At 70.5% G+C, this 14,882-nt stretch carries 19 protein-coding genes; 9 read left to right on the top strand and 10 right to left on the bottom strand.

Annotated elements, in window-relative coordinates; translation table 11 throughout:
- Positions 1 to 16 precede the first annotated feature (16 nt).
- Both F4558_RS23300 and F4558_RS23295 read left to right on the top strand, forming a co-directional pair.
- On the top strand, positions 17 to 892 hold the full coding sequence (locus tag F4558_RS23300; protein ID WP_053659164.1) for a PhzF family protein: 876 nt from the start codon (positions 17 to 19) through the stop codon (positions 890 to 892).
- Positions 893 to 1,021: 129 nt separating this feature from the next.
- Entirely contained in the window at positions 1,022 to 1,486 is a 465-nt protein-coding gene (locus F4558_RS23295) for a hypothetical protein (protein ID WP_157552910.1), read from the top strand.
- Between the two features lie 48 nt (positions 1,487 to 1,534).
- On the opposite strand, the gene F4558_RS23290 is transcribed toward F4558_RS23295, so the two are convergent.
- Positions 1,535 to 2,299 (bottom strand): HAD family hydrolase, encoded by a 765-nt coding sequence (locus F4558_RS23290; protein ID WP_082377637.1) that lies wholly within the window; start codon positions 2,297 to 2,299, stop codon positions 1,535 to 1,537.
- 104 nt (positions 2,300 to 2,403) lie between these two features.
- Here F4558_RS23290 and F4558_RS23285 point away from each other — a divergent pair, with 104 nt between their 5' ends.
- Positions 2,404 to 3,360 carry a DMT family transporter gene (locus F4558_RS23285; protein WP_053659168.1) on the top strand — a complete coding sequence of 319 codons (957 nt, stop codon included), beginning with the start codon at positions 2,404 to 2,406 and terminating at the stop codon, positions 3,358 to 3,360.
- Positions 3,361 to 3,363: 3 nt separating this feature from the next.
- Here the strand turns inward: F4558_RS23285 and F4558_RS23280 are convergent, their stop codons facing one another.
- Both F4558_RS23280 and F4558_RS23275 read right to left on the bottom strand, forming a co-directional pair.
- Positions 3,364 to 3,639, bottom strand: a complete 276-nt coding sequence (locus tag F4558_RS23280; RefSeq protein WP_053659170.1) for a hypothetical protein — start codon at positions 3,637 to 3,639, stop codon at positions 3,364 to 3,366.
- 10 nt (positions 3,640 to 3,649) lie between these two features.
- Positions 3,650 to 4,474 (bottom strand): SDR family NAD(P)-dependent oxidoreductase, encoded by an 825-nt coding sequence (locus F4558_RS23275; RefSeq protein WP_053659172.1) that lies wholly within the window; start codon positions 4,472 to 4,474, stop codon positions 3,650 to 3,652.
- Between the two features lie 131 nt (positions 4,475 to 4,605).
- On the opposite strand from F4558_RS23275, the gene F4558_RS23270 reads away from it, so the two are divergent.
- Entirely contained in the window at positions 4,606 to 5,562 is a 957-nt protein-coding gene (locus F4558_RS23270; RefSeq protein WP_053659174.1) for an HpcH/HpaI aldolase/citrate lyase family protein, read from the top strand.
- Positions 5,563 to 5,640: 78 nt separating this feature from the next.
- On the opposite strand, the gene F4558_RS23265 is transcribed toward F4558_RS23270, so the two are convergent.
- Complete coding sequence (locus F4558_RS23265) at positions 5,641 to 6,150, bottom strand: DUF4190 domain-containing protein (RefSeq protein ID WP_053659176.1); 510 nt, start codon at positions 6,148 to 6,150, stop codon at positions 5,641 to 5,643.
- Between the two features lie 118 nt (positions 6,151 to 6,268).
- On the opposite strand from F4558_RS23265, the gene F4558_RS23260 reads away from it, so the two are divergent.
- Positions 6,269 to 7,174 carry an SDR family NAD(P)-dependent oxidoreductase gene (locus tag F4558_RS23260; RefSeq protein WP_053659177.1) on the top strand — a complete coding sequence of 302 codons (906 nt, stop codon included), beginning with the start codon at positions 6,269 to 6,271 and terminating at the stop codon, positions 7,172 to 7,174.
- Between the two features lie 15 nt (positions 7,175 to 7,189).
- Here the strand turns inward: F4558_RS23260 and F4558_RS23255 are convergent, their stop codons facing one another.
- On the bottom strand, positions 7,190 to 7,726 hold the full coding sequence (locus F4558_RS23255; RefSeq protein ID WP_053659180.1) for a DUF4190 domain-containing protein: 537 nt from the start codon (positions 7,724 to 7,726) through the stop codon (positions 7,190 to 7,192).
- A gap of 176 nt (positions 7,727 to 7,902) precedes the next feature.
- Between F4558_RS23255 and F4558_RS23250 the strand changes: the two genes are divergently transcribed.
- Complete coding sequence (locus tag F4558_RS23250; RefSeq protein WP_053659181.1) at positions 7,903 to 9,099, top strand: acyl-CoA dehydrogenase family protein; 1,197 nt, start codon at positions 7,903 to 7,905, stop codon at positions 9,097 to 9,099.
- A gap of 134 nt (positions 9,100 to 9,233) precedes the next feature.
- Here F4558_RS23250 and F4558_RS23245 read toward each other — a convergent pair whose 3' ends face one another.
- Together F4558_RS23245 and F4558_RS23240 are read right to left on the bottom strand one after the other, a co-directional pair.
- On the bottom strand, positions 9,234 to 9,641 hold the full coding sequence (locus tag F4558_RS23245; RefSeq protein WP_053659183.1) for a CoA-binding protein: 408 nt from the start codon (positions 9,639 to 9,641) through the stop codon (positions 9,234 to 9,236).
- A 26-nt stretch (positions 9,642 to 9,667) separates the two neighbouring features.
- Positions 9,668 to 10,714, bottom strand: coding sequence for an Rv2578c family radical SAM protein (locus F4558_RS23240; protein ID WP_053659185.1), 1,047 nt, complete (start codon positions 10,712 to 10,714; stop codon positions 9,668 to 9,670).
- Between the two features lie 92 nt (positions 10,715 to 10,806).
- Here F4558_RS23240 and F4558_RS23235 point away from each other — a divergent pair, with 92 nt between their 5' ends.
- Positions 10,807 to 11,226, top strand: a complete 420-nt coding sequence (locus F4558_RS23235) for a thiol-disulfide oxidoreductase DCC family protein (RefSeq protein ID WP_053659187.1) — start codon at positions 10,807 to 10,809, stop codon at positions 11,224 to 11,226.
- Here the strand turns inward: F4558_RS23235 and F4558_RS23230 are convergent.
- From F4558_RS23230 to trxA, 3 genes are all read right to left on the bottom strand, one after another.
- Positions 11,190 to 12,161, bottom strand: coding sequence for an HTTM domain-containing protein (locus tag F4558_RS23230; RefSeq protein WP_053659189.1), 972 nt, complete (start codon positions 12,159 to 12,161; stop codon positions 11,190 to 11,192). The genes F4558_RS23235 and F4558_RS23230 overlap by 37 nt on opposite strands.
- A complete protein-coding gene (locus F4558_RS23225; protein WP_053659191.1) occupies positions 12,158 to 12,598 on the bottom strand; it encodes a hypothetical protein in 441 nt (146 codons plus the stop codon). The genes F4558_RS23230 and F4558_RS23225 overlap by 4 nt, the downstream gene beginning before the upstream one ends.
- A gap of 151 nt (positions 12,599 to 12,749) precedes the next feature.
- Positions 12,750 to 13,112, bottom strand: a complete 363-nt coding sequence (gene trxA / locus F4558_RS23220) for a thioredoxin (RefSeq protein ID WP_030329190.1) — start codon at positions 13,110 to 13,112, stop codon at positions 12,750 to 12,752.
- 551 nt (positions 13,113 to 13,663) lie between these two features.
- On the opposite strand from trxA, the gene F4558_RS23215 reads away from it, so the two are divergent.
- On the top strand, positions 13,664 to 14,179 hold the full coding sequence (locus F4558_RS23215) for a MaoC family dehydratase (protein ID WP_053659194.1): 516 nt from the start codon (positions 13,664 to 13,666) through the stop codon (positions 14,177 to 14,179).
- 113 nt (positions 14,180 to 14,292) lie between these two features.
- Positions 14,293 to 14,796 carry a hypothetical protein gene (locus F4558_RS23210; RefSeq protein WP_167945983.1) on the top strand — a complete coding sequence of 168 codons (504 nt, stop codon included), beginning with the start codon at positions 14,293 to 14,295 and terminating at the stop codon, positions 14,794 to 14,796.
- The last annotated feature ends 86 nt before the right edge of the window (positions 14,797 to 14,882 follow it).

Here is a 14,882-nt window from a genome sequence, read left to right as displayed (position 1 = left end):
CCTAGTGTTTAGCAACATGTCGACCTTGGCCTACGAGATCGTGGACGTCTTCACCGACCGCCCGTTCAGTGGCAACCCGCTGGCCGTGGTGTTCGGCGCGGAGGCGCTGGCCACCGAGCAGATGCAGGCGCTCGCACTGGAGTTCAACCTGTCCGAGACGGTGTTCGTGCTGCCACCTACCCAGGTCGGCGCGACGTACCGGGCCCGCATCTTCACCCCTGCCGAGGAGTTGCCGTTCGCCGGGCACCCGAGCGTCGGCGCGGCGGTCACCGCCAGTCGGCGCGGGATGTTCGACGTGGGGCAGGTCACCCAGGAGTGCGGTGCCGGGGTGCTGCCGATCGACGTGACCGCAACCGGCGCGACGCTCACCGGCAGCAGCCCCACGCTCGGCCCCGAGTTGGACCCGGAGCCGCTGCTGGAGATCGCCGGGCTGGTCGAGGCCGACTACGACAGCAGTGGGCCGGCGCCTCGGGTGGCGGGCTGCGGGCTGGAGTTCCCGTACCTGCCGGTGTTCCCGGATTCGGTGGCCCGGGCCCGGCTGAACCCGGTGGCGGCGGAGCGGTACGGCGTGGATCACGTGAGCGTCTTCTCCTGGGACCCCGCCACGCAAACCGCGCACGCTCGGGTTTTCGTGCCGGGGCTCGGTGTCCCGGAGGATCCGGCGACCGGTTCGGCGGCGCTCGGGCTGGGCGTCTGGCTGGTGGCCACGGGCCTGCTGCCGGGGGACGGACTGTCCCGGTACGCGGTGCGCCAGGGTGTGGAGATGGGCCGTCCCTCTGCGTTGACCTGCACTGTGACGGCGGAGAGCGGCACGGCCGTCGGCGCTACCGTCGCCGGCCAGGTGATGCCGGTGGCCCGGGGCGAGATCGCCGTGCCGCCCTTCGTGGGCTGAGCCGCGCAGGCCCTGGGTGGACGGGCGGCAGGCGATCGACCGGCGGTCCACGCGTCGCCGGTCGACGTACGGGAGGATACGAGGGTGACTGACGACGCGCACACCTCGACGCCGCTTGTCGACGAGGCGATGAAGAAGGCCGCCGTGGCCTGGGTCAGCGTGTCCGGCGGGCCGGCGCTCGCGCTCTGGTGCGCCCCGCTGGAAGGCGCGCTCTACGTGGTGAGCGGGCCGGGCGAGCAGGCCGCTCCCGGGTTGGCCGACGCCACCGAGGCGCAGGTCACGCTGCGCGGTGATCACGGCGGCCGCATCGTCACCTGGCCGGCCCGGGTGACCAGGCTGTCGCCGGGCAGCGAGGCGTGGGAGACCACGGCGCCGCTTGTGGCGGGCAAGCGCCTGAACGCGCCCGGCCCGACGGCGGACCTGGTGGCGCGGTGGGCCGCCGACGGCTGTGCGGTGAATCGGCTCGCCCCCGCGGGCGAGCCGCTCTCCGGCGCCGACCTGCCGTCCGACGCGCAGACGGAGGAGCCCCGGGAGACCCCGGCGGTCCGCGCCACCCGCAAGCCGTTCCGCCTGCACCGGGTCCGCCGCCGCTGATCCGTCGGCCGCCCGTGCGCCGCCGCTGACCCGCCGACCGCCCGTTGGTCAGCCCGCCGGACCGCCCGCCCTGCCGGCCGCGCACATCCCGCCGACCCCGGTGCGCGCCAGATCGGCGTCCGCGAGGTTCGTTGCGCTCACGACGTCGAGCACCTCGCGCAGGCTGCCCACGGTCCGGCCGCGCCATTCCCGGTCGGCGTTGAACACCATGTGCTCGGCCAGATCGGGTGCGGCCAGCCGGACCGCTGTCATCCCGGCCCGCTCGGCGCCGGTCAGCTCCTGGCTGCCACCGTCGCCGACGTACAGGCAGTCGGCCGGTGCGAGCCCCAGCCGCTGACAGGCGGTCAGGTAGAGCTCCGGTTCGGGCTTGCATCGTCCGACCTGGACGGAGAAGACCCGCACGTCGAGCAGTGGGGCGATCGGGAGCTGCGGCAGGAAGGCCGGCAGTTCGTGCGTACAGTCGCTGATCACGCCGGTGCGCAGGCCGCAGTGGCGCAGCGCCGCGAGCACCGGCACCGCGTCGGCCCGCAGCCGGGTGTCCGCGCGGACCGCCCGGTGCCGGGATGCCACGGCCGCCCGCAGCGCATGGTCGCTGGGGTGTACGCCCGCCAGGGCGCAGACCCAGCGCAGTGTCGCCTCCGCGCTGCCGAGCCGACCGGTGGCACGCGCGTAGTAGGTGCGATTGAGCACCTCGTTGAGCGTGTCGATGGGGCAGCCGAGCAGTTCGGCGGTGCGGAGGTGCGCGGCGCCGCGTTGGACCGAGTGGGTGAGCGTGCCGAAGAAGTCGAACAGCACAGCCTGGTAGCTGGGCATCTGGCGCGCCTCCGGGCGATCGACGGCCGCTGGCGCGACGCTGCCCGATCGTAACGGAGTGATGACGTTCTGTGTCCATGGTGATCGTGTGAAGATTGCTTCCCGTGCCCCCTGATTCGCGCCGCCCGACGTTGGATCCGCTGACCACCGGCGCGGTGGGCCTCGCCGTGGTCGCGGTGTCGTCGTCAGCGCCGCTGATCGCGTACGCGGCCGCACCGGCGCTGGCCATCGCGTTCTGGCGCAACGTGCTGGCGGTGGCCGTGCTGAGCCCGTTCTCGCTGGCCCGACGTCGCGCCGAGTTCCGCGCCCTGGTCGGGCTGGCAGGTCGGCGGGAGGGGCTGTTCTGCGTCCTCTCCGGTGTGGCGCTGGCCGCGCACTTCGCCGCCTGGATGCCGAGCGTCCAGCTCACATCGGTGGCTGCGGCAACGGCTCTGGTCGCCACCCAGCCGGTCTGGCAGGGGCTGATCGCCCGAGCGCAGGGTCGCAGGCTCCCACCGGTGGTCTGGGTCGGCATCGCGGTGACGGTCGGCGGCGCGGTGATCGCCACGGGCGCGGACGTGGGCATCTCCGCGAGGGCGGTAGTCGGTGACCTGCTGGCGGTGGCCGGTGGCGTGTTCGGCGCCGTCTACACCGCGTTCGGTGAGCGTGCGCGGGCCAGCATCAGCACCACCACCTACACGACCATCTGCTACGGGATCTGCGCGCTGATCCTGCTGGTGATCTGCCTGCTCGGCGGGGTGCGGCTTACCGGCTTCGACGGGCGTACCTGGCTGGCCATCCTGGCGTTGGTGGCTGGCGCGCAACTGCTCGGGCACTCGATGTTCAACTACGTCCTGCACCGGATCCCGGCGACGACGGTAAGCGTGTTGATCCTGCTGGAGGTGCCCGGCGCCGCCCTGCTGGCCTGGGTCTGGCTGGGCCAGGTGCCTCGCGCGTACGCGCTGCTGGGCATGTCGTTGCTGCTGGTCGGGGTGGCAGTGGTGGTGCTCGGCGGCGCCCGCGCCGGCCGTCGCGCCACGACCACGGCGTTGCCGGCCGACCCGGCGCCGCTGACCGACTGACGCTCAGACCTCGTGCACCTCGATGACGCGGGTGGTCGGTGCGGCTTCGCCGAGGGCGGTACGCAGTGCCGCCCGCTGCGGGTCGACGAGGAACGACTCGTAGCCGGCCCGATCCGCGAACCGGATCACGTGCACCTCGCTTCGCCCAGCGGTGCTGCGCAGCCGTCGTTCCAGTTCGCCGCCGTGCCTGTCGAGCAGGGCAAGGACGTCGTCCTCGTAGCGCTGGCCATCGGACTCGGCCCCGGTGGGAAACTCGACGATCGCCACGAGAGTGAGCACGGTGGCAACGCTACCCGTCGATGCCCACGGCGGCGGCGCTTGCCGACCAGAGCCGGGCGGCGAGCCGTGGGTCGGCCGCCTTGCGGTACGGCCGGCGCAACCGCCTGTTGTAGTAGTACCCGCCGCCGACCAACCGGGCCGGGTCCTGGTTGGCGAGCCAGACCAGCGTCTCGGCGGCCTTCTCCGGGCTGCGGAACGGCAGCACCCGCATGCCGAACGCGACAACCCTGCTGTCGTTGCCGAACCGGGTGCGCACCACTCCCGGGTGGAAGCTGTGTGCGGGGATTCCCGGCCAGCGGCGGGCCGCCTCGGCGGTGAACAGGATGTTCGCCTGCTTGCTGGTGCCGTACGCGCCCAGCGGCCGGTAACGGCGCAGTGCCGCGTTCAGGTCGTCCGGATCGAGCGTGCCGAAGCGGTGCGCACCGGAGCCGGTGACCACGATCCGGCCGACCCGGTCGGCGAGCAGGTTGGTCAGCAGGAACGGGGCCAGGTGGTTGGCCTGGATCGACAGCTCGAAACCGTCGACGGTGGTGAGAGGCTGGAGCGCGATCGCTCCTGCGTTGTTGACGAGCACGTCGATCCGGTCGTACGCGGCGCGCAGCCCTTCGGCGAGCCGTCGGACGTCGTCGAGCACCGCGAAGTCGGCGCGGAACAGCTCCGGGCGCTCACCCGAGGTCTCCCGTACCCGTTCGGCGGCGGCCTGGAGGCGGGCAGGGTCCCGCCCGACGAGCACCACCTGGTCGCCGCGGCAGGCGAGGTGCACGGCGGCGGCCAGCCCGATCCCGGAGCTGGCCCCGGTCACCACCACGAGTCGACGCCCAGTGAGATCTTCCACAGGTCCATTCACCCCGGTCACGGCACGAGGTTACCGTGGCGTCAACACGCCCCTTTGGGATCGTTAAGTTTTCTCGGATCTGTCGTCAGGTGGCGTCGGCGTGCCCGCCGAACGCTGGAAGGAGTTCATCCATGGCCGCAGTCGGTCGTCCTCGCCGATCCTGTCTCGCCGTACCGGGTTCCAGCGTCAAGATGCTCGGCAAGGCGCAGGGCCTCCCGGCCGACCAGGTCTTCCTCGACCTGGAGGACGCCGTCGCCCCGCTGGCCAAGCCGGACGCGCGCAAGAACATCGTGGCCGCGCTCAACGACGGTGACTGGGCCGGCAAGACCCGCGTGGTACGGGTCAACGACCTGACCACCCCGTGGACCTACCGGGATGTCATCGAGGTCGTCGAGGGCGCTGGCGCGAACCTGGACTGCATCATGCTGCCCAAGGTGCAGGACGCCGCCCAGGTGCAGTGGCTGGACCTGCTGCTCACCCAGATCGAGAAGACGCTGGGCCTGGAGGTCGGACGGATCGGCATCGAGGCGCAGATCGAGAACGCCGCGGGCCTGGTCAACGTCGACGCCATCGCGGGCGCCTCGCCCCGGGTGGAGACGATCATCTTCGGCCCGGCCGACTTCATGGCCTCGATCAACATGAAGTCGCTCGTTGTCGGTGCGCTGATCCCGGACTACCCGGGCGACCCGTACCACTACATCCTGATGCGCATCCTGATGGCCGCCCGAATGCACGACAAGCAGGCAATCGACGGGCCGTTCCTGCAGATCCGGGACGTGGACGGCTTCCGTGAGGTGGCCAAGCGGTCGGCGGCGCTGGGGTTCGACGGCAAGTGGGTGCTGCACCCGGGCCAGATCGACGCCGCGAACGAGGTCTACCAGCCGGCGCAGGCCGACTACGACCACGCCGAGCTGATCCTCGACGCCTACGAGCACTACACCTCGGAGGCCGGCGGCAAGCTCGGCGCGGTGATGCTCGGCGACGAAATGATCGACGAGGCGTCCCGCAAGATGGCGCTTGTGGTCGCCGCCAAGGGCCGGGCCGCCGGAATGAGCCGTACCTCGTCGTTCACCCCACCGGCGGAGTGAGTGGTCGGGCCGGGTCGACAGCCGCAGGCTGTCGGCCCGGCCCGACAAAGCCGTTGGTACGTCGACCCGGCCGCCCTCTCAGTAGCTGCTGGTGCTGCTGTCGGCGTTCGAGACCGCGAAGATGATGATGGCGGCGTAGGCGGCGATCCCGAGCAGCATCAGCGCGGTGACGATCCAGCCGACGATGATGCCGGCCTTCGCCATACCTTCACCGGCCTCGCCGCTGGTGCGGATCTGACTCTGCGCCACGTGGCCGAGGATCGCCCCGATCGGCGCCGTGATCCCACAGGACGTGAGGCCGACAAGGCTCAGCACAAGCGACGCGATGGCAAGCCCGTTGTTCTTCGGGGGCGGCGGGTAGCCGTAACCGGGGTACGGCGGCGGATAGCCGGGCGGGGCGTACGCCACCGGCTGTCCCGGGGCCGCCTGCCCGCCGGCGTACGGGTCGGCCGGCGAGTACGGGTCGGAGGGGCCGGGCTGGGTTGGCACCGGCGGGCTGGACACCATTGTCGGATCCAGCGGTGAACTCGCCGGCTGAGCCGACCTCGTGGGGTCGTTCCAGTCGCCGGGGGGCGGGGGATTGGTCATGCGTACTCTCCGTCGGCTTGGTTGGCGCCGTCAGGGTAGCCAGGGGTGACCAAACCCGACGCCCCCGCTCCCGGGTGCCGCGTTGCCCAGGTCGGTCGTAACGGGCAGGATCCCTGGCATGGCAATCGAATCGCGTGCCGCGGACCGTTCCGGAAGCCGACCGAGACGGGACGTCAGCCGGCCGGGTGCGGCTCGGCGCGGCCGTGCGACCACGCCGGGCAGCGGGGTCGGCGCCGACGAGCCGGTCGCGCTCCCCGACCCGGTGACCATGCGGCTCGACGGGCGTGTCGCCCTGGTGACGGGGGCGGGCAGCCCGGACGGCATCGGGTACGCGACCGCCCGGCGGCTCGCCGACCTGGGGGCGCGGGTCGCGATCGTCTCCACGACCCGCCGCATCCACGAGCGGGCCGGCGAACTGGGAGTGACCGGCTTCGTCGCCGACCTGACCGACGAGTCGGAGGTCGGCGCGCTCGCCGACGCGGTCGCTGAGCAGTTGGGCGACGTCGAGGTGCTTGTCAACAACGCGGGCCTGGCGAGTCGTGCCAGCCAGGGGGTGCTGCGGCCGGTCGCGCAGTTGACCTACGACGAGTGGCGTGGCGAGATCGACCGCAACCTGTCCACAGCGTTCCTGTGCAGTCGGGCGTTCATCGGCGGGATGGCCGAGCGGGGCTGGGGGCGGATCGTCAACCTGGCGGCCACCGCCGGGCCGGTGAACGCCCTGCCCACCGAGGCCGCGTACGCGGCGGCGAAGGCCGGCGTGGTGGGGCTGACGCGGGCGCTTGCCATGGAGATGATCGCCGACGGGGTGACGGTGAACGCGGTGGCGCCCGGCACCATCTACACGGCGGCGTCCACGATGGCCGAGATCAAGCAGGGGCTGGGCACTCCTGTCGGCCGACCGGGCACCCCGGACGAGGTCGCGGCGGCCATCAGTTTCCTCTGCTCACCGGCTGCCTCGTACATCACTGGGCAGATGCTCGTGGTCGACGGCGGCAACAGTGTCCGGGAGGCCCGGTTCCGCTGACCGGTCCACTGTCGCTCAGTAGCTGCCGTTGTTGCTGTTGCTGCCGATGATGACGAGGGCCAGCCAGCCGCAGCAGGCCAGCAGTGTCAGCCCTGTGAAGACGTACCCGAGGATCATTCCCCAGGTGGCGAGCTGGCCGCCCTCCTCGCCGCTGGTGCGGATCTGGCGCTTGGCCACGTGGCCGAGGACAGCGCCGGCCGGTGGGAACACGAAGGCGAACACCAGCGACAGGATCGCCAGCAGGTTCGTGGGCCGGCTCGGTCCGGGCGTCGGCGGGCCGTACTGGCCGTAGGGGCCCTGCGGAGGGTACGGCGGCTGCTGCCCCCAGTGCGCCGACTGGTGCTGTCCCTGCTGCTCGTACGGTGACGGCTCGTCGGCGGGTGGCCCGTACGGTGAGCGTTCCGGCGACCCGAAGGAAGACTGGTCGGGCGGTGGCGGGTACGGCGTCTGACCGGCCGGCGGCGGCGCGTACGGCGACTGGTCCGGAGGCGGCTCGTAGGGTGACGGTGGCGGCTCGTCGCCGGATGGTCCCGACGGTGGCGGGTAGGTCACAGCCGTGCTCCTCCTGCCGGTGCCGGAAAAGTCCCTCTTGCCGGACGCTACCCGCAGCGGTGAACCTTTTCACAGCGGTTGTGTGGACTGGTCACCTTGGCCTTGCCGGCCCGGAGGTCGATACTGACCGAGCGTTCAGTTACCCATGAGTAGTGCGCTGATCCCCGGAGGCTGAGATGGCCCGACTCGCCCAGACGCCCGGCCTGACCGATGTGCAGCAATCGATCCTGGAGACCGTCCGCGAGTTCGCCGACAAGGAGATCATTCCGCACGCGCAGCGGCTTGAGCACGCCGACGAGTACCCCACCGACATCCTCGACGGGATGCGCGAGATGGGGCTGTTCGGCCTCACCATCGACGAGGAGTACGGCGGGCTCGGCGAGTCGCTGCTCACCTACGCGCTCGTGGTGGAGCAGCTGTCCCGCGGTTGGATGTCGATCTCAGGCATCGTCAACACGCACTTCATCGTGGCGTACCTGATCTCCCAGCACGGCTCCGCCGAGCAGAAGGCCCGGCTGCTGCCGAAGATGGCCACCGGCGAGGTGCGCGGCGCGTTCTCGATGTCGGAGCCGGAGACGGGCTCCGACGTGTCGGCGATCAAGTCCCGCGCGGTCCGCGACGGCGACAGCTACGTGCTCAACGGGCAGAAGATGTGGCTGACGAACGGGGCGTACTCCTCCGTGGTGGCCACCCTTGTCAAGACCGACACCGGCGCCGAGTCTGTGTACGGCAACATGAGCACCTTCCTGCTGGAGAAGGAGCCGGGCTTCGGCGAGACGGCCCCCGGCCTCACCATCCCCGGCAAGATCGACAAGATGGGCTACAAGGGCGTCGAGACCACCGAGATGGTGCTCGACGGCGTGACGGTGCCCGACTCGGCAATCCTCGGCGGTACCGACAAGGTGGGCCGCGGCTTCTACCAGATGATGGACGGCATCGAGGTGGGCCGCGTCAACGTGGCCGCCCGCGCCTGCGGCATCTCCATCCGCGCCTTCGAGTTGGCAGTCGGCTACGCGCAGCAGCGCAAGACCTTCGGCCAGCCGCTCGCCAAGCACCAGGCCATCGCCTTCAAGCTCGCCGAGATGGGTACGAAAATCGAGGCCGCGCACGCCCTGATGGTCAACGCCGCCCGACTCAAGGACGCCGGCCAGCGCAACGACGTCGAGGCCGGGATGGCCAAGCTGCTCGCCTCGGAATACTGCGCCGAGGTCGTCCAGGAGGCGTTCCGCATCCACGGCGGCTACGGCTACTCCAAGGAGTACGAGATCGAGCGCCTGATGCGGGAAGCCCCGTTCCTGCTGATCGGGGAAGGCACCTCGGAGATCCAGAAGACCATCATCAGCCGAGGCCTCCTAAAGGAGTACAAGCTCTAACCCGTCCCCCTTTTGCCCCGTCGATCATGGAGTTGTGGTGGGGGGTTCGGGCGACAAATCCTACTAACCTCGGCACCACAACTCCATGATCGACGGGGCAGCAGGCGAGATCAGCAGGCGGGATCAGGGAGCGGTTAGGGCAGGCGGGTTAGGGCTGCTGCGGCTCGTTCGACGGCTAGGCAGCGGTCTTCTACGTAGTCCATTCCGGCTTCTTCGGCTATCTGGCGCGCTTCCGCCGAGACGATGCCCAGTTGCAGCCAGACCGCCGGGGCGCCGATCGCCGCCGCTTCCCGAACCACCTGCACGGCGTCGGCGGCCGGCCGGAACACGTCCACCATGTCGACGGGGTGCGGGATGTCGGCGAGCGTCTTGTACGCCCGCTCCCCGAAGAGTTCGTCGACTGTCGGGTTGACCGGGATGATCCGCCAGCCGTACTGCTGCATCTGCAACGGCACGCGATGGGCGGCCTTCGATGGGTCGCGGGACGCGCCCACGACGGCGATCACGGCGGAGTCGGCGAGGATCTGCTGAGCTGTACGCACCCGCCGACTGTAGCTCCGACCTCCGGCTACAGCAGGGTCAGCTGCTCGGCGGCCGGTGGTGGAGGCGGCTCGGGCACGCGACGGTTGTCGCTCAGCTCACCACGGTGCAGCCCGTGCCGGCGGGCCGCGATGCGCACCCGCGCTGTCAGCTCCCGCTGGTACGCCTGCGGCGCGTAGGAGCCCGCCCGGTAGAGCTCGCGGTAGCGGGGCACGAGGTGCGGGTACTCCCGGGCCAGCCACTGCGCGTACCACTCCCGGGCGCCGGGACGCAGGTGCAGGGCCAGCGGAGTCACGCTTGTCGCCCCGGCGGCGGCGATCGCCGACACTGTGGCGTCGATCGACTCGTCGCTGTCGCTCAGTCCGGGCAGGATCGGCGCCATCAGCACTCCGACGGAGAAACCGGCGTCGGCGAGCGCACGGACCGCGTCCAGTCGGCGATGCGGGTGCGGTGTGCCCGGCTCGACGGCACGCCAGAGCTGTTCGTCGACGAAGCCCACGGAGTAGGAGATGCCGACAGTTGTCACCTCGGCGGCCTCGCGCAGCAGTGGCAGGTCCCGCAGGATCAGCGTGCCCTTGGTGAGGATCGAGAATGGATTGGCGAAGTCGCGCAGAGCCGCGATGATCTGCGGCATCAGCCGGTAGCGCCCCTCGGCCCGCTGGTAACAGTCCACGTTGGTGCCCATCGCGACGTGCGCACCCCGCCACGTACGCGCGGCAAGCTCCCGCCGGACCAGCTCGCCGGCGTTGACCTTGACGATCACCTTGCGATCGAAGTCCGCTCCGGAGTCGAGGTCCAGGTAAGTGTGAGTGTTTCTCGCGAAACAGTAAACGCATGCATGGGAGCAGCCCCGGTACGGGTTGATGGTCCACTCGAACGGGACGCGGGACTGCCCGGGCACCCGGTTCAGGATGGATTTGGCCTGCACCTCGTAGAACGTCATCCCGGCAAACTCGGGGGTGTCGAAGGTGCGGGCGATGGCGCCGGGCAGCGCCAGCGGCAGGGGTGGCGTCGCTGGCGCTGCCCGCTCGGGGTCTCCCTCGACCGGGGGAGCGGTGAGGTTGTCCCAGCGCATGGGGACTATTCGAACACGTGTACGAGCATGGCGCAAGTGACCCGCCGGACACCCGCGCCCAATCCGCAGGCCGGAGGGGGAGGATGGACGGCATGGAGACGTCGACATTCGTCTACGACGGGGACTGCGCGTTCTGCACGACCTGTGCGGAGTTCATCGAACGCCGGATCCCCACCGCCGCACGGGTGGTGCCCTGGCAGTTCGCCGACCTGGACGCGCTCGGCCTCACGACCGCGGAGTGCGAGGAGGCCGTGCAGTGGGTGGGCGCGGACGACTCCCGCGCGGCCGGCCCGGACGCCATCGCAAAGCTGCTCGCCGCCAGCGGTCCCCTCTGGCGGGCTGCCGGCGCCGTGCTGCGGGTCCCTCCCGTGCGCGCGGTGGCCTGGCCGACGTACCGCTGGGTGGCGCGCAACCGGCACCGACTCCCCGGCGGTACGGCGGCCTGCTCGCTGCCGCAGGAGGCCAGGGAGCGGCTCTACGGCCCGGCGGGCCGCCCGACCACCGGGGCCTGACCTCCGGGCGGCACCGGCTCCGCACCGGCTCCCACCGAAGCAGGGTCGGGCGGCGTCGGTTCGACGTCGACGCGCGCCGGCTCCGGGCCGGCCGTCGCTGACCCGCGAGCTTCGCGGCCGACGAGACGGCGCGCCCAGACCAGTGGTCGGACCCGCTCCAGCGGCAGGAAGCTGGCCATCGCGGCCAGGTGGGGCGCGAACGAGATGGTGATGGTCGCGATGGTCACCGCGTGGAACGAGTAGAAGAAGCCGACCATGGCCAGCCGCCAGCGCTCCCGCAGGAGGAAGACCACGGGGCTGAGCAGTTCGAAGGCCACGATGCCGAACTGGGCGACGATCAGCAGGTACGGCACCTGGGCGATCAGGTCCGCCAGGTCGGTGCCGCGTCGGATGATGGCCCTCGCCAGTACCGAGCCGGTCAGCCAGTCCAACCCGCCGAAGCGCAGCTTGGCGAAGGCGGCTAGGAAGTACGTGCAGATCACCGCGATCTGGGTGACCCGCAGCGCCCAGCCGCCGGCCTCGGTGCGGGTGGTGTCGCCGTGCCGGGCGCGGCCGGCGGTCGGCAGCACGGCGAGCGCGACGAGCAGGGCGAACCTGTCGTGGTCCACCTTTCCGTAGCTCATCGCGATGATCATCCACTCCAGGTACAGCGCGCAGACCGTCCAGCCGAGCAGCCGGGGTGCCCTGCCGGTCGCGGCCACCAGGGCGACGAGCAGCAGCACCCAGAAGATCACCGCCACCAGCGTCGGCGTCGGTGTGGGCAGTGGAAGGATCCGGCCGATCAGCAGCGGCTGGTACAGATCGCCGGGCACGCTGGCCCGGGTGCGGACCCAGGGAGTGAAGATCACCAGGTCGGCGGCGACGAAGAGGTAGATCAGGGTCCGGAAGGCGGCGATCCGGCCGCGCGGCACCGCCTCGGTCAGCCAGCGGCTCATGGGAGGGCCTGCCAGCGGACCACCGTCTGGTCGATGTGCTGCCCGGTGGGGCGACCGGCGCGGATGCCGTGCCAGCGGATGACGATGCGGACCTCGACCAGTTCGGCGGCGTCCGGGTGGCGTTCGGCGTACGCGTCGGCGATCTGCGTGAGCAGCGTCGGGTCGTCGACGTACCGGGACTGCTGGCCCTCGATCTCGGCGCGGCGGATGCCCGTCGCGTTCTGGTCGAGGTCGATCACGTCGCCGTCGCTGTTCACACCTTCGACGCGGGTGTCGGGCGCTGGCGCGTTCGGCGGGTTGGATGTGGAGTACATCCGGAACGGGCCGAACGGAAAGTCATCGTCGCTGCCCCAGAACGTGCCGACGAGGACCAGGACGAGGCCGAGCGCGGTTGCGCCCAGCCGGGTCACGCGCCCGCGGGTGGTCAGATTCTCCATCGGGTCGTGACGATACGGGATGTACCGGCCGTGCCGGGTCCGACTGATGGCCAGTTCCGGCTGCCCAGGCGGTGATCATGGGGTGGCCGGACACGACGAAGGCCGGGCCCGAACCGGGCCCGGCCTTTCGTGCCGTCGCAGGACGGATTGATCAGTGGTTGTGCTCGGCCAGCTGCTTGCGGACGTCGTCCATGTCCAGCGCCTCGACCTGCTCGATCAGGTTTTCCAGCGCGGACTCGGGCAGAGCGCCCGGCTGGGCGAAGACGATGACGCCGTCACGGATCGCCATGATCGTCGGGATCGATCGGATGTCGAACTTCGCGCCCAGCTCCTGCTGAGCCTCGGTGTCGACCTTTCCGAAGACGATGTTCTGGTGCTTCTCCGAGGAACGCTCGTAGACCGGGGCGAACCGCTTGCACGGACCACACCAGTCGGCCCAGAAGTCGACCAGGACGATGCCGTCGTTGCCGGTCACCTCGTCGAAGTTCGCCGAGGTCAGCTCAACGGTTGCCATTGCACTCTCCGATCACCGCGGTTTACCTACGTCCCGTAGAACCAGGGCTGACCGTATCGAATTCCCGGGCGGTGGGGCACGAAACGTGCTCCGGGCTACCCCGGGATCACGAAGGGTCATCGACAAACATCTGTTCATCTCGGTCCTGGCGGATCGCAAGTGCACGGTGCACTTGCGTGACCTGCCGTGATGGGAGCGTTTCCAGAGAGATCCACTCGATTGAGCTCTACGAATCGGTAACTTGAGCTCTGACGAGGACGTATCCAGCCTGCGGAGATCGCTGATCAACCCACATTTCATCACCCACAGTAATGTTACGAAAAGATAAATGTGACCTCGATCTCTGTCGGACCTACGCCACCGTAGGGCAGAATTCACCGCATCAGAGCGTGGGCGGCGGGTGCCGGGGAGGGCCCCGCCGCTCATTGCGTCTCCCCCCGTGCGAGTGACCGGTGTGACATTTCCGCCGAGGTCGCGCCCCGCCGGTCGCCTTAACCACCGGTAAGGCATGCTGTCCCGAACTCCATCGCCGCCCGTCGGAGGGGACCAGCATGCAGTTCGGCCGCTACTACGAGGAGTTCGAGGTCGGCGCGGTCTACCGGCACTGGCCGGGCAAGACCGTCACCGAGTACGACGACCACCTCTTCTGCCTGCTCACCATGAACCACCACCCGCTGCACATGGACGCGCACTACGCCGAGACGGCCAGCCAGTTCAAGCGCAACGTCGTGGTCGGCAACTACATCTACTCGCTCCTGCTCGGCATGTCGGTGCCGGACGTCAGCGGCAAGGCCATCGCCAACCTGGAGGTCGAGTCGCTGCGGCACGTGGCGCCCACCTTCCACGGCGACACCATCTACGGCGAGACCACAGTCCTGGACAAGCGGGAGTCCGGCTCCAAGCCCGACCGGGGCGTGGTGTCGGTGGAGACCCGCGGCTACAACCAGGACGGCACGATGGTCTGCGTCTTCCGCCGCAAGGTCATGGTCCCCAAGCGGGAGTACGCGGCGAGCGCCGTCGCCGAGGGAGTGGACCCGGAGCGGCCCAGCTTCCCCGACCCGCGCTGAGCATCGAAGCGGAGCCACTCCGCCGAGCAGGGCCTCTTCTCCCGGCAACAGCATCTGTTGGGGAAAGGGGCCCTGCTCCCGTTTCGCGGCTTATGCTGACGCCGGAGGTGCCGATGAGCCACTCCGTCGCCGGAGAGCCGCCAGCAACCGGGCGCCGCGCCGCGCCGTTGACCACCGCTGTCTACTCCGCCGCCGAATGGGACCTGCTCACCGGCCTGCCCGGTCGCGTCCTCGTGGCCGCCACGGCACCCGGTCCCGGCCGTCCCGAACGCGGGGTGCAGGCGGGCCTGGCCGGCCTCGACGCCGTGGCCGCCGGCCGTGGGTTCGACAGCGATCTGGTCCGGGCGGTCGTCGCCGCCATCTACGCCCGCCACGACGGCGCACCTGCGCCCACCGAACGCCTCACCGACATGGTGGATCTGCTGGCCGCTTGCCGGGCTGCGGTGCGGGTCCTCCAGCGGCGCGCCGACCCGGCCGACTCGGCCGCGTACCGCCAGTGGGTGCAGTCCGTCGCGGGCCGCGTCTGCCGGGCCGCGCCCGGGCCCGACGGCGTTGCGGCCAGCCCGGCGGACCGGCGCTTCCTGGACCGGCTCGGTGGCGCGCTCGGACTGGGCTGACCGGCCGGCTCTCCCGCCGGACCCTCGCCCCGGGCCGGGCAGGCCGTCGCGGTGGTCGCCGCGCGGGGCCGTACCCTCTGATGACC

Origin of the sequence: Micromonospora profundi (assembly GCF_011927785.1) — a bacterium.
Classification (GTDB): domain Bacteria; phylum Actinomycetota; class Actinomycetes; order Mycobacteriales; family Micromonosporaceae; genus Micromonospora; species Micromonospora profundi.
The sequence above is the reverse complement of the archived record's forward strand: the minus strand, read 5'-3'. Positions and strand labels throughout refer to the sequence as shown.